12 protein-coding genes are annotated in these 13015 nt (G+C 40.8%); 9 read left to right on the forward strand and 3 right to left on the reverse strand.

What is annotated here, in order from left to right; all coding sequences use genetic code 11:
• Positions 1 to 10 precede the first annotated feature (10 nt).
• From DVR12_RS17170 to DVR12_RS17185, 4 genes are all read left to right on the forward strand, one after another.
• Positions 11 to 1411: a RagB/SusD family nutrient uptake outer membrane protein gene (locus DVR12_RS17170; RefSeq protein ID WP_116977018.1), complete on the forward strand. Its 1401-nt coding sequence runs from the start codon at positions 11 to 13 to the stop codon at positions 1409 to 1411.
• An 8-nt stretch (positions 1412 to 1419) separates the two neighbouring features.
• Positions 1420 to 2451: a cyanophycinase gene (locus DVR12_RS17175; protein WP_116977019.1), complete on the forward strand. Its 1032-nt coding sequence runs from the start codon at positions 1420 to 1422 to the stop codon at positions 2449 to 2451.
• Positions 2452 to 2463: 12 nt separating this feature from the next.
• Positions 2464 to 3495 (forward strand): isoaspartyl peptidase/L-asparaginase family protein, encoded by a 1032-nt coding sequence (locus tag DVR12_RS17180; protein ID WP_116977020.1) that lies wholly within the window; start codon positions 2464 to 2466, stop codon positions 3493 to 3495.
• 178 nt (positions 3496 to 3673) lie between these two features.
• The gene (locus DVR12_RS17185; protein WP_116977021.1) at positions 3674 to 5002 is read left to right on the forward strand and encodes an alkaline phosphatase family protein; all 1329 of its coding nucleotides are present in this window, start codon (positions 3674 to 3676) and stop codon (positions 5000 to 5002) included.
• Here the strand turns inward: DVR12_RS17185 and DVR12_RS17190 are convergent.
• Genes DVR12_RS17190 through DVR12_RS17200 form a run of 3 tightly spaced genes read right to left on the reverse strand, consistent with a single transcriptional unit; the run spans position 4995 to position 6698 of the window.
• A complete protein-coding gene (locus DVR12_RS17190) occupies positions 4995 to 5747 on the reverse strand; it encodes an SOS response-associated peptidase (protein ID WP_116977022.1) in 753 nt (250 codons plus the stop codon). The two genes, DVR12_RS17185 and DVR12_RS17190, sit on opposite strands and share 8 nt — an antisense overlap.
• A 5-nt stretch (positions 5748 to 5752) precedes the next feature.
• A complete protein-coding gene (locus DVR12_RS17195; RefSeq protein WP_116977023.1) occupies positions 5753 to 6247 on the reverse strand; it encodes a hypothetical protein in 495 nt (164 codons plus the stop codon).
• A 31-nt stretch (positions 6248 to 6278) separates the two neighbouring features.
• Positions 6279 to 6698, reverse strand: coding sequence for a LexA family protein (locus DVR12_RS17200; protein ID WP_116977024.1), 420 nt, complete (start codon positions 6696 to 6698; stop codon positions 6279 to 6281).
• Positions 6699 to 6985: 287 nt separating this feature from the next.
• Between DVR12_RS17200 and DVR12_RS17205 the strand changes: the two genes are divergently transcribed.
• From DVR12_RS17205 to hisB, 5 genes are all read left to right on the forward strand, one after another.
• Positions 6986 to 8425 carry a S41 family peptidase gene (locus tag DVR12_RS17205; protein WP_116977025.1) on the forward strand — a complete coding sequence of 480 codons (1440 nt, stop codon included), beginning with the start codon at positions 6986 to 6988 and terminating at the stop codon, positions 8423 to 8425.
• A 230-nt stretch (positions 8426 to 8655) separates the two neighbouring features.
• Positions 8656 to 9510 (forward strand): ATP phosphoribosyltransferase, encoded by an 855-nt coding sequence (hisG, locus tag DVR12_RS17210; protein ID WP_116977026.1) that lies wholly within the window; start codon positions 8656 to 8658, stop codon positions 9508 to 9510.
• Between the two features lie 11 nt (positions 9511 to 9521).
• On the forward strand, positions 9522 to 10787 hold the full coding sequence (gene hisD / locus DVR12_RS17215) for a histidinol dehydrogenase (protein WP_116977027.1): 1266 nt from the start codon (positions 9522 to 9524) through the stop codon (positions 10785 to 10787).
• 21 nt (positions 10788 to 10808) lie between these two features.
• Positions 10809 to 11882: a histidinol-phosphate transaminase gene (hisC, locus tag DVR12_RS17220; protein ID WP_116977028.1), complete on the forward strand. Its 1074-nt coding sequence runs from the start codon at positions 10809 to 10811 to the stop codon at positions 11880 to 11882.
• The gene (hisB, locus tag DVR12_RS17225) at positions 11879 to 13015 is read left to right on the forward strand and encodes a bifunctional histidinol-phosphatase/imidazoleglycerol-phosphate dehydratase HisB (protein ID WP_116977029.1); all 1137 of its coding nucleotides are present in this window, start codon (positions 11879 to 11881) and stop codon (positions 13013 to 13015) included. Before hisC ends, hisB begins: the two co-directional genes overlap by 4 nt.

Here is a 13015-nt window from a genome sequence, read left to right on the forward strand (position 1 = left end):
ACTGACTGCAATGACTATTCGATATATAAAAAACAGCCTGATATTGGCAACATTGTTCCTGTCGGGTATTTTCGTTTCCTGTAATAAACAACTCGATTTATCACCAATTGATCAGATAGATCCTTCCAAAGCATTCAGAAATGTTGCTGATCTAAATGGTGGATTATTGGGTGCCTATGCGGGATTGAAAAATAACACTATTTATAACGTTTCATTAATTACAGATGAGTGCACCCGGCCCACCGAAAATAATACAGGTGGAGGTATTGCAACTTATCGCTGGCAGATCCATCCAAGTAATACTACTGTTACTTCTTCCTTTGATGAAAATTATATTGCAATAGACAGAGTAAACAGAGTGCTATCTGCTATTAATAAAGTAAAAGTAAAAGCCGATGAGGAAGAGCTGAGAAAGCAGTATCATGGCGAATTACTGGCACTTAGAGCTTATTGCCATCTCGAATTACTGCGTAGTTATGCCGAAACATATGAGCCACAAGCAATGGGCATTGCATATATGGATAGCTCCTACATTGGCAAGCCTTCACGCAACAGTGTTGCTGAAGTAATATCATTCATAGAGCGAGATCTGATTGCAGCAAAAAAATTAATTCCTGCATCATTTGATGATAATTCAAGAATTACATTAACTGCTGTATCGGCCATACAGGCTCGTGCAGCCTTGTATGCAAAAAAATGGAATGATGCCATTACATATGCTACCGAGGCAATAGATGCCATCCCATTAGCTACATCTGCTCAGTTTCCTGAGATATGGAAAGATAATTCACAAGCCGAAGTGATTTGGAAATTAAAGCAGGTAGCCGGTGATGATCTTATCGGAAACCTTTATACCAATTCTGGTGATGTTGTTTTGTATGCTCCTTCTTTTGAACTGATAAATCTGTTCGATAAAACCAATGACGTAAGATACAAGAGCTATATAAACGACGATCCTCGTGCTCCGGGTAAATCGCAGTACCGTGTTAACAAATATAAAGGAACTACACAGGCAAATCTTGCAGATATCAAATTATTCAGAACCGGTGAAATGTACCTGATTCGTGCTGAGGCTATGGCAGAGGCAACAGGTGTTTCTGCAGGTACTAATGATCTGAACGAATTAAGAGCTATTCGTATTAATGGTTATACCAATCAAACATTTGTTGATAAAGCAGCTTTAATCCTTGCGATATACGACGAACGCTTTAAAGAGCTTGCATTTGAGGGTCACCGGATGTTCGATTTACGCAGACGCAATCTTCCTGTTACCCGTAACCCGGAAGACGCTATTAACGCCTCCGGAGCGGTGCTTATGAACCCAGGCGATAAAGGCTACGCTTTCCCGATCCCGGATTGGGAAACCAAAGCCAATAAAAACATGAAACAAAATCCTGCTTATCTTAAATAGAACCACTTATGAGGAAAGTAATAATAGCGGCAGCCGGCTTATTGACAGCATTCTCCTGCCATCAGGCGCCGAAGGCTAAGATTGTGGCTGGTCGACCTGCTTCTATGGGATTTATTGGGGATACGGCGGATGTTGTAACTCCAACAAAAGGTGGAGTTGTATTGATTGGAGGAGGAGGAAATGTTGATGGTGCTTTTAGATGGATGATAGACAGGAGTGGGGGTGGAGATGTAGTTGTTTTAACTGCTTCCGGAAATGATGGATATAATATTGATATCGACTCACTCGGCAAGGTAAATTCTGTTGAAACGCTAAATATCACCAGTAGGGAATTAGCCAACAACGATACTGTTGCGCATATTATCAGAAATGCAGAAATGCTGTTTATTGCGGGTGGAGATCAGTCGAGGTACATGAACCAATGGAGAGGCACTAAAGTAAATGAGGCTATCAACTACTTACTCCGGGAAAAGAAGGTTCCTGTTGGTGGCACCAGTGCCGGATGTGCAATTCTAACTGGCTGGTATTATAGCGGCGAAAACGGCAGCGCAGTTTCCGATTCTGTACTGGCTAACCCGTATGCCGATTTAGTTACAGTTTACAATAATGATTTCCTTCACGCTCCATTTTTAGAAGGAGTGATCAGTGATCAGCATTACCTGAAAAGACATCGGGAAGGCCGCCATGTAACCTTTATGAGCCGTATCATTAAGGATGCAGGCATTTACCCTAAAGGGATTGCGCCCGATGAAAAAACGGCTGTTTGTATAGATGAAAATGGAATGGCAACTATTTACGGAGTGAGCAAAGCCGTGTTTCTGACAACCAGCAATGATAAGGCACCTGAATATTGCGAAAAGAACCGACCTTTGGAATGGAACCATGCCGGCACTGCTATTAAAGTTTATGAGATTCAGGGCAGTGCAGACGGTAACGGAACATTTTCAGTTGCAGATTTCGATCCGGCCAAAGCTACTGGTGGTAACTGGTATTGGTGGTGGATCGAAAACGGACAATTAATGAAGAAACAAGCGTTATAAATTTTATTTGATATGAAAGGTTTTGGTTTTTGTTTTCTAGCTATGCTGATGTTGCATTGCTTTATGCCTGCAACAGCTCAACAGTCCTCTTCTTATGTGTTAGTGGTTCATGGAGGTGCTGGTACTATTCTTAAAAAGAATATGACACCGGAAAAAGAAGCTGCTTATAAAGCTGCACTGACTAAAGCATTGCAAACCGGGTATAAAATTCTAAATAGCGGTGGTAGTAGTTTAGATGCTGTTGAAGCAACTGTAAGAGTACTGGAGGATGATTCTTTATTCAACGCAGGTAAAGGCGCTGTATTTACACATGAAGGTCGGAATGAACTGGATGCGGCAATAATGGATGGTAAAACCCGCTCTGCCGGAGCTGTTGCTGGTGTGACAACTGTACGTAATCCAATCAGTGCTGCCAGGGCTGTAATGGAAAAATCTGAGCACGTAATGATGGTGGGTCCTGGCGCCGATAAATTTGCTAAAGAAGCCGGACTCGAAATCGTTGATCCATCCTATTTCAGAACCGAAAGCAGATGGAGAGATCTTCAAAGAATACTAAGAGAGGATTCAATTAAAGCCGCTCATTCCAATGCTACAGTTCAGCCAGAAAAATTGGGCATCAAAAACAGAGATTACAAATTCGGAACTGTTGGTGCTGTAGCTTTAGATAAGAATGGAAACCTTGCTGCTGCTACCAGCACAGGAGGTATGACCGATAAGAAATTTGGCAGAATTGGGGATTCCCCTATCATTGGTGCAGGTACCTACGCTAACAACAATACTGTTGCAGTTTCCTGTACCGGTTGGGGCGAATTCTTTATCCGTAATGTTGTTGCTTACGATCTTTCGGCCATGATGGAATACAAAGGTCTGAGTGTTCAACAGGCAGGTAAAAATGTGATTAAGAAAGTTGGAGATATGGGTGGCGATGGAGGGTTAATTGCACTTGATAAGAAAGGTAATATGGCAATGCCTTTCAATACTGAAGGTATGTACCGTGGCGCAGTTACCAAAGATGGTAAGATAGAGATAGGTATTTATAAATAGTTGTACAACAATATTCAAAAGGGCTGATCGAATTTATTTTGATCGGCCCTTTCTGATTTTAGAGCTTTTACAACAGGTTATTTCTATTATGTTTTGGTTAAGGTCTTTTATGAAGTTTTAGAAATTTGTACTTTACCATCCCCACGTATAGTCATCAACGTTTTAATTTAACAGAACTATGAAAAAATGGATATCAATTTCCCTATCGTTATTGGTGGGCTTTTTCGCGCAGGCACAACTTCCAAAGCATGTAGTGTTGATAACTATCGATGGGTTCCGGCCCGATTTCTACAAAGATGCAGGCTGGGGAATGGTTAACCTCCGTTGGATGAAAGAAAATGGGGCATATGCAGAAGGTGTAAACAGCGTATTCCCTTCTGTAACCTACCCTAATCATACTTCCCTGATTACGGGAGTAAGACCTGGCAAACATGGTGTTTATAACAACACACCATTTGAAGAAAACGGGCAAACAGGCAAATGGTTTTTCTATTACGACAGTATTAAAGTGCCTACTTTGTTTGATGCGGTAAAGAAAGCCGGTAAAACATCTGCCAATGTTATATGGCCGGTTTCTGTAAATGCACCTATCGACTACAATATTCCTGATATGTGGGAGGTTGGAGTAAAAGACAGAAGAGCATTGATGAAACGTATTTGTAGTCCTGTTACCTTATGGGATGAGGTGGTAGCTAATGCAACCGGGCAGCTCAACTGGCAGGATTTTACAATGGAAGGAAATGAGCTGATCCTTGATGAAAATGTGGCCCGTATGGCAGCATATCTTATCAAAACATATAAACCTACTTTTACAACGTTGCATCTGCCATGTGTAGATCATTTTGAACATGAAGAAGGAAGAGACGGACTAATGGTAAGAAAAGCCGTAAGTGGAGCAGATAGGGCATTGGGAACTATTATTGAATCACTCAAAAGAGCCGGAATATTTGATAGCACCGCCATTATTATAACTGGCGATCATGGCTTTATAGATGTGAATACTACATTCTCTCCAAATGTTTTGTTGGCACAAGCCGGATTGTTTCATACAATGAAAGACTGGAAAGCAAGGTTCCATTCTTCGCTCGGTTCTACATTCCTCTATCTAAAAGATACTTCGGATAAAGAAACACTTAATAGTGTGGTAAGCATTTTAAAGAAACTTCCAGCTGCTCAGCAAAAGATGTTCAGGATTCTGGACCGTGATAAACTGAATGCAGTGAATACTAATACTTACGCAGTTTTGGCTCTGGCTGCCACTCCGGGTATTATTATAGATGATGCCACTTCAGGCCAGGTTGTAAGACCTGCTAAAGGCGGTACTCATGGCCAGTTCCCTGATACCAAAGAAATTCAGACAGGTTTTGTGGCCTATGGCGTTGGTATCAGTAAGGGTGGATATGTTAAGGAGATGGGTGTAATAGATGTAGCTCCAATAATAGCTAAACTATTAGGACTCTCATTTGAACAGGTAGAAGGAAAAGTACCTCCTGGTATTATTAAGTAAGTAAAGCAGGCAAACCTTCATATACTGCTGGTGCTATTACGCTGGAATCGTCGGGTTTTACTTTCCTGACAGAGTTAACAGGCCAGAAGTCGAGCAGTTGTGAAGGTTGTTCGTAATGCAGTACAGATAATATCTCTTCGTCTGTCAGATTAGGGTTCAGCCATTTTTCGGCCAACTCGTTGGTGAGCATCATTGGCATTCTTCCTGCATTATCACCACCATTATGTATTTGGGCCATTATATCGTTGGCTTTACGGGTAAGTATGGTGAAGGTAGGAATGCGATCTGGTTTATCGGCATCCCATGAATTGGAGAGCGCCCATAAACCGGCGATGAAGAAAATTTCCTGTTCTTTAGACTTGATGTAATACGCTACTTTATTTTTCCATCCTGGTATTTGTCGGTATTCAAAGAAACCGGTTGCGGGAACCAGGCAGCGCTGGTGTCTTATAGCATGCCATAAGGTGCCTGGTTCCAATACTTTCTCACTACGTGCGTTTAGAAACAACTGTCGCTGTTTTTTCACTTTCTCTATTGTATTCAACATTTTAGGAATTGGACCCCAAACAAATTTATTCAGTTGAAAACCATCCTGGTAGGTGATTACAGGCCATTGAGGGAACGACATCCCTATTTTATGCCAGGTTGCATCGAAATTGAGATTCAAATCTCCCGCTGCTTTTAGCTGGGGAAGATATTGATGTATGCTTTCTATATTGGCAGTAAAGGCAATGTCGTAACACATAGTAATTAGTATTTGTCGATCTCCGATAAAGGTACTTTTATTTCTTCATGCAGATATTGTAAGGTAACACACAAATCGCCATAGTGTAATATAAATCCTGTTTTTACATTATCCAGGCCTTCCTGCCCCCATTTCGTTCTGCGAAGTATATATGCCTTGATTTTAGGCTGCAACATATGCAGAATCTGATCTATAGGTTCCTGTATTACAGCTGCATATATTTTATATCCGGCTGGTTGTTCTGCTGCCACATAAAGTTTCTCTACTTCTTCAGGATGATGAGTCTGGTAGATATATTTTCTATTATCGAAACGGATATGTTGAAAATGCATATTAGCCTCACCTATATTGGTATAGGGAGTGATTAAAAATACTTCTCTTATGTTGGCATCTGCAAAGGTTCGCCCTGCGGGATAGCTTTGCCTTACGAATAAGGTAAAACCACTCTCCAGCATGGCTTTTAATATGGCCACTGATAATAGTGCTAACGGCTGGGTCATCTTTCTGTATTTTCTCTAAATGCTCACACTATTATTTACGGATATCTACAATTACAGCGGTTATTACACCCAATACCTGGAAGTCGGTGTCTTCTGTTACTACAATTGGTTTGTAAAATTCATTTTCAGGGTGTAAAACCCAGGTACGGCCGGATTTTACAAGTCGTTTTACCGTATAATCGCCATCCAGGGCAGCAACAATAATATCGCCGGTAGAAGGGCGTAAGGAGCGGTCTACAATAGCCAAACAGCCATCCGGAATATTAGCTCCAATCATACTATCTCCTTTTACCCTGATAATGATAGTATTGGTGGGGTTGGGTTGAAAAATGCGGGAAAGATCTATTTCATCTTCCTGATAATCAAGGGCGGGAGTGGGGTAACCTGCCGGAATACCGGTGTTAACAAATGGTAGGGTTACATTCAACTCACTCAACTTCAATGCTTCCATCTTTTTACTATATTTTTTGTGAATACTAATAATATTAGCAAAATAAAGCTAAAAATATTAGTTTGAAAAATACCTTAACAGATCATTTGCAAATGAATTGATTTGATCCCAAAAGTTGCGGTGATAAAGGACTTCAGATCAATAAATTGATTTTTCCCACTGTTAAACAGGCGCAGCAGAAAATTTTTAAAGAAATTTCAGCACTTGAAATTATTCTTATCTACCTATCAATTGAATATTTGCATCAATGTTGAATTATTATATTGTATAATAATCCTTAAACCAAAATGAGAATCAATTTACTGCTGGTATTAACCCTCTGTTTATTTACAACAGAAAAAACGCTTGCTCAAACCTGTGATTGCAAGGCTAATTTCGAATGGGTAAAGAAAACTTTTGAAGAAAATGATGCAGGTTTTCAATATGCCCTTAACATGAAAGGAAAAGATGCATTTGAAGCCCATAATCAAAAGATTGCTGAAAAAGTAAAAACAGCCAAAACCACAACAGAATGTGCCAATGTCTTAGATGAATGGTTGCGCTTTTTCAGAAACGGGCATAAATATCTGGTTGCCAAAAATCCTTCACCTGCGCCTATTCAAATAACCACAGGAACTATCCCAGCCAATTGGGAAACGCTGAATATTGATGTCAATGATTTTAAAAAAGAAATTGCAAAGAAAAAAGATCCTGAGTATGAAGGTATCTGGAAAACTCAGGGATATGAATTAGGTATTACCAAAAAGGGAAATGAATACATTGCTTTTGTAATCAATTCTGAAGCTCCCGGATGGACTTCGGGAAAATTAAAATTCAGAATCAATATTGCTACTAAAGATGCTACCTATTACAAATGGGGTTTTGATGAAGTGAAAACCCGCAATGTGGAGTTTCTGGGAAAAAATCATTTGATTGTTAACAACGTATCATTTAAAAGAGTATTCCCTGAAAACTTAAAAGATGAACCTAAATTTGAAGAGTTCGATAAGGCCATTAATGCATCTTCACCATACTTCGTAAAACGCAATGCTACTACCTGTTATCTGAGAATACCTTCTTTTCATGAAGAAAATATACCTATTATAGATAGTATTCTTAATGCGAATAAAAAGCTATTACTAAATACTAAAAATCTGATCATTGATGTTCGTAATAATGGAGGAGGAAGCGATTTTACTTATAACAGCATTATTCCATATCTCTATACCAATCCGATCAGAAGAATGGGTATAGAATTTTTTTCTACCAAACTAAATAACCAGAGAATGCTGAAGTTAATTGAGAATGAGTATTTCTCGGCAAGTGAAAAAGAAAGATTTAAAAGGTATTATGAAGTGTTGGAAAAACATATAGGGGAGTTTGTGAATCTTGATAACAAAGTTGTAAATATAGATACGCTTAAAACTCAATATAAATATCCGCAGAATGTAGGAATAATTATCAATGGAGGCTGTGGAAGTGCAACAGAACAGTTTTTGCTCGAAGCTAAACAAAGCAAAAAAGTGAAACTCTTTGGTGTAACTACCTTTGGCTCTCTTGATATTTCCAATATGAATATGGTAGTATCGCCTGATGGGGAATTTGAATTGGGTTATTGCTTAAGCCGTAGCCTGAGAATTCCCGGTTTTGCGATAGACGGAAAAGGGTTGCAGCCCGACTATTTTATGGATGATGTCATTGAGGAGCCGGATTGGATAGATTTCGTCAATGACACATTAAATAAATAATAAGACAAAGATTAATTTATTGTAATCTTGTTAAAGATTCTGGAAAAAAACTTTGATTTATCATTTTACTTAGTATTTTTGCACTCGAAATTATGATTAACAACATACATATACATCATCACCATCATATCTTACCGAAGCGGTAGGCAGGGGATGATTTGTGTATCCAACATATTACATCATCACAAGGGCTTACCGAAGAGGTAAGCCCTTTTTTATTTTAATCCGGGATGAAACTCAAGATCGCAATCCAGAAATCCGGCCGCCTCCACGAAGATTCCATCAAACTCCTGAAGGAATGCGGCATCGACATCAACAACGGTGTTAATAAGCTGAAAACAGAAGCCAGCAATTTCCCGTTGGAAGTATTTTTCCTGCGCGACGATGATATTCCTCAATACATTGAGGATGGAGTAGCTGATATTGGTATTGTGGGCGAAAACGTTGTACTGGAAAAACAAAAACAGGTCAACATCGTACAAAAATTGGGATTCGGTAAGTGCCGCTTATCTATGGCAGTCGAAAAATCGTTCGACTACACCGGCATCCAGGACCTGCACAACAAAAGGATTGCTACCAGTTATCCGGTAATTGTTGGTGATTTCTTAAAAAGCAATGGTATTTCAGCCGAAATCCATGAAATCAGTGGTTCTGTCGAAATCGCCCCAGGCATCGGACTGGCTGATGCGATCTGCGACCTCGTTAGCAGTGGCTCTACTCTTTTCATGAACGGATTAAAAGAAGTAGAAACCGTGTTGAAATCTGAAGCTGTTTTGGCGGCTTGTCATGATCTTCAGCCTGCTCAACAACAATTGCTGGATAAGTTATTGTTCCGCATTCAGGCTGTTAGGAAGGCAAAGAATACCAAGTATATTTTGCTCAACGCACCAAACGATAAACTTACTGAGATCATTGGATTGCTGCCTGGTATGAAAAGTCCTACAGTACTGCCTTTGGCCGAAGCCGGATGGAGCTCGGTACACTCTGTATTAAGTGAGAATGAATTCTGGGATATCATTGAAAGCCTCAAAGCTGCTGGTGCTCAGGGAATTCTGGTTGTACCGATTGAAAAAATGGTGATCTAAAAAGAAGAGTCATGCAAGTAATTAAATATCCTGATACTTCAACATGGGCGGGTATTGTACAAAGGCCTGTAATGGATACTTCTACTTTGGAAGCTAAGGTTTCTGCTATCCTGGCTGAAGTACGTGCTACCGGTGATGAGGCTATCAGGAAATTCGCCGCGGAATTTGATAAGGTGAATTTAACAGATCTCCAGGTTCCTGCATCAGCTTTTGCTGCTGCTGCTGCCACACTGGATCCAGCTTTAAAAACGGCCATACAACAGGCTGCAAGTAATATCACCAAATTCCATAGCGCTCAGAAGGAACAATCACAGGTTATTGAAACAATGCCTGGAGTTCAATGTTGGCGCAAGTCGGTGGCTATTCAGAAAGTAGGGTTATATATTCCCGGAGGTTCTGCCCCGCTGTTCTCTACTATTCTGATGCTGGGAATTCCGGCTAAGCTGGCGGGTTGTAAAGAGATTGTTTTGTGTACACCTTCCCTGCATCCGGCTATTCTATATACAGCTCAATTGGTAGGGATCAATAAGGTATTTACTATTGGTGGTGTTCAGGCAATTGGCGCAATGGCTTATGGTACCGAATCTGTACCACAGGTATACAAGATTTTTGGGCCGGGCAACCAATATGTAACCTGCGCCAAGCAGTTGGTAAATAAAAGCGGAGTAGCGATAGACATGCCTGCAGGTCCTTCTGAAGTGGCGGTATTGGCAGATGATACCTGTGTGCCTGATTTTGTAGCTGTCGATTTGCTCTCGCAGGCCGAACACGGGCCTGATAGCCAGGTGTTGCTGGTAACAACCAGCGAACAGGTGATCACCAATGTTACTAATGCCTTGGATGCCCAATTGGCAAAGCTTCCGCGTAAGGATATTGCAACCGGAGCTTTAGACAATAGTAAGATGGTGCTGGTAAAGGATATAGATACCGCAATGGAGCTGTTAAACACTTATGCTCCTGAACATTTAATCCTGGCTTGTATGGATGCTGCAGATGTTGCAGGAAAAGTAACAGATGCAGGTTCTGTTTTTATCGGTAACTACACTCCCGAAAGTGCCGGTGATTACGCTTCAGGAACTAATCATACATTGCCAACAAATGGATATGCCAGAGCGTATAGTGGGGTATCATTAGATAGTTTTGTAAAAAAGATTACTTTTCAGCAAATATCACCTTCCGGTTTGCAGGCCATTGGTGCGACTATTGAGGCTATGGCTGCGGCAGAAGGACTGGATGCCCACAAAAATGCTGTAAGCATCCGTTTATCTACTATTTGATCATCTCTAAACAGCAATAGAATGTTTGATTTAAACGCCCTTACAAGGGATAATATAAAAAAACTGGTTCCTTATTCAACCGCTCGTGACGAGTTTAAGGGCAAAGCAGAAGTTTTCATGGATGCCAATGAAAACAACTTTGGTTCTCCATTACCGGTAAATTACAATCGCTATCCCGATCCGCTGCAATGGAAGCTCAAATACAAGATGGCGGATGTAAAAGGAGTTCCTCCTCCAAATATTTTCATCGGTAACGGAAGTGATGAAGCTATCGATCTGTTATATCGTTGCTTCGTTAATCCGGGTGTGGATAACGTAATCCTTTGTCCTCCCACTTATGGCATGTATGAGGTAAGTGCACATATCAATGATGCTGTAATCCGTAAAGTGACTTTAACACCGGAATTTCAACTGGATATTCCTGCTTTACAGCAAGCCATTGATGAACATACTAAACTGATCTTTATTTGCTCTCCTAACAATCCTACCGGTAATACTATCAACAGATCAGATATTGAGCTTTTGTTGAATAATTTTGATGGGATTGTGGTGGTGGATGAGGCGTATATTAATTTCTCCCGTCATAAAACTTTCATTCAGGAATTGACGGAATACCCTAACCTGGTAGTACTTCAAACGCTGTCGAAAGCCTGGGGATTAGCCGGATTACGTATTGGGATGGCTTTTGCCGGAGAAGATATTATCAACACCTTTAACAAGGTGAAAGCACCGTATAATATTAGTCAGGCTACGATGGAACTGGCTATGCAGGCGCTGGATAATGTAAGTCAGGTAAATGAATGGATCCGTGAAATTGTAATTGAGCGTGATCTGTTATCGGCTGCGCTGATTCAGTTGCCTATGATTGTTGATATCTATCCTAGTGATGCCAGCTTTATTCTTGTTAAAACAACCGATGCTAAGGGTATTTACGAATATTTGGTAGAACAGGGTATTGTAGTGCGCGATCGTAGTAAAGTGGAGTTATGCCTGGGGTGCCTGCGTATTACTATCGGCACAGCTGAAGAAAATGTACGCTTACTGGAAGCCTTGAAATCTTTTCATCTATCAAAAGAAACATCTGTAACTGCATGAAACGAGTGCTCTTTATAGACCGTGATGGCACGCTAATCAAAGAAGTGCCGCCAACTTATCAGATCGATAGCCTGGAGAAAGTGGAGTTCTATCCAAAGGTATTTGTAAACATGGCAAGGATTGCAGCCGAGCTGGATTATGAACTGGCGATTGTTACGAACCAGGATGGCTTAGGTACTGCTTCTTTCCCGGAAGATACCTTCTGGCCCGCCCAGAATTTTATCATGAAATCGTTCGAAAATGAAGGTGTGAAGTTCGATGAAGTGTTTATTGATCGTTCACTGCCGGCCGATAATGCGCCTACCCGCAAGCCTCGTACCGGTATGCTCACTAAATATCTGAATGGTGATTATGACCTGGCTAATTCTTTTGTAATAGGAGATCGTATTACAGATGTGGAGTTGGCAAAAAACCTGGGTGCAAAAGCTATCTGGCTCAATGAAGGAACCGGACTTGGAGGTGCTGAGATCAGCGATTCAGTAGCGATGCTGAAAGAGGTAATCGCACTGGAATCGACCGATTGGAACCGGATTTACGAATTCCTGAAATTGGGTCTTAGAACTACAACGCATATACGAAAAACAAACGAAACTGATATTAGCATTTCACTGAATCTGGATGGTACGGGTAAAGCTAATATTCATACTGGTTTGGGTTTCTTTGATCATATGCTCGATCAGATAGCAAGGCATGGATCTATTGATCTTAATATTACCGCCAAGGGAGATTTGCATATAGATGAGCATCATACTATTGAAGATACAGGTATTGCCTTGGGAGAAGCCATTGCGAAAGCACTGGGCGATAAGCGCGGTATCGAGCGTTATGGGTTCTGCCTGCCAATGGACGATTGTCTGGCACAGGCTGCTATCGATTTCGGTGGCCGCAACTGGCTGGTATGGGATGCCGAGTTCAGGCGTGAGAAGATAGGAGAGATGCCTACAGAAATGTTTTATCATTTCTTTAAATCCTTCTCAGACGGTGCTAAAGCTAACCTTAATATTAAGGCGGAAGGGGAAAATGAGCATCACAAGATAGAAGCTATCTTCAAAGTATTTGCCAAGGCAATTAAAATGTCTGTGAAGCGCAATCCGTATAATATGCAGCTTCCTTCAACAAAAGGGGTTTTATAG

This window comes from Chitinophaga silvatica (assembly GCF_003419895.1).
Classification (GTDB): domain Bacteria; phylum Bacteroidota; class Bacteroidia; order Chitinophagales; family Chitinophagaceae; genus Chitinophaga; species Chitinophaga silvatica.

Coding starts and splice junctions, on each gene's coding strand:
- DVR12_RS17170 (WP_116977018.1), top strand. CDS start 11: ATGACTATTCGATATATAAAAAACAGCCTGATATTGGCAACATTGTTC.
- DVR12_RS17175 (WP_116977019.1), top strand. CDS start 1,420: ATGAGGAAAGTAATAATAGCGGCAGCCGGCTTATTGACAGCATTCTCC.
- DVR12_RS17180 (WP_116977020.1), top strand. CDS start 2,464: ATGAAAGGTTTTGGTTTTTGTTTTCTAGCTATGCTGATGTTGCATTGC.
- DVR12_RS17185 (WP_116977021.1), top strand. CDS start 3,674: ATGAAAAAATGGATATCAATTTCCCTATCGTTATTGGTGGGCTTTTTC.
- DVR12_RS17190 (WP_116977022.1), bottom strand. CDS start 5,747: ATGTGTTACGACATTGCCTTTACTGCCAATATAGAAAGCATACATCAA.
- DVR12_RS17195 (WP_116977023.1), bottom strand. CDS start 6,247: ATGACCCAGCCGTTAGCACTATTATCAGTGGCCATATTAAAAGCCATG.
- DVR12_RS17200 (WP_116977024.1), bottom strand. CDS start 6,698: ATGGAAGCATTGAAGTTGAGTGAGTTGAATGTAACCCTACCATTTGTT.
- DVR12_RS17205 (WP_116977025.1), top strand. CDS start 6,986: ATGAGAATCAATTTACTGCTGGTATTAACCCTCTGTTTATTTACAACA.
- hisG (WP_116977026.1), top strand. CDS start 8,656: ATGAAACTCAAGATCGCAATCCAGAAATCCGGCCGCCTCCACGAAGAT.
- hisD (WP_116977027.1), top strand. CDS start 9,522: ATGCAAGTAATTAAATATCCTGATACTTCAACATGGGCGGGTATTGTA.
- hisC (WP_116977028.1), top strand. CDS start 10,809: ATGTTTGATTTAAACGCCCTTACAAGGGATAATATAAAAAAACTGGTT.
- hisB (WP_116977029.1), top strand. CDS start 11,879: ATGAAACGAGTGCTCTTTATAGACCGTGATGGCACGCTAATCAAAGAA.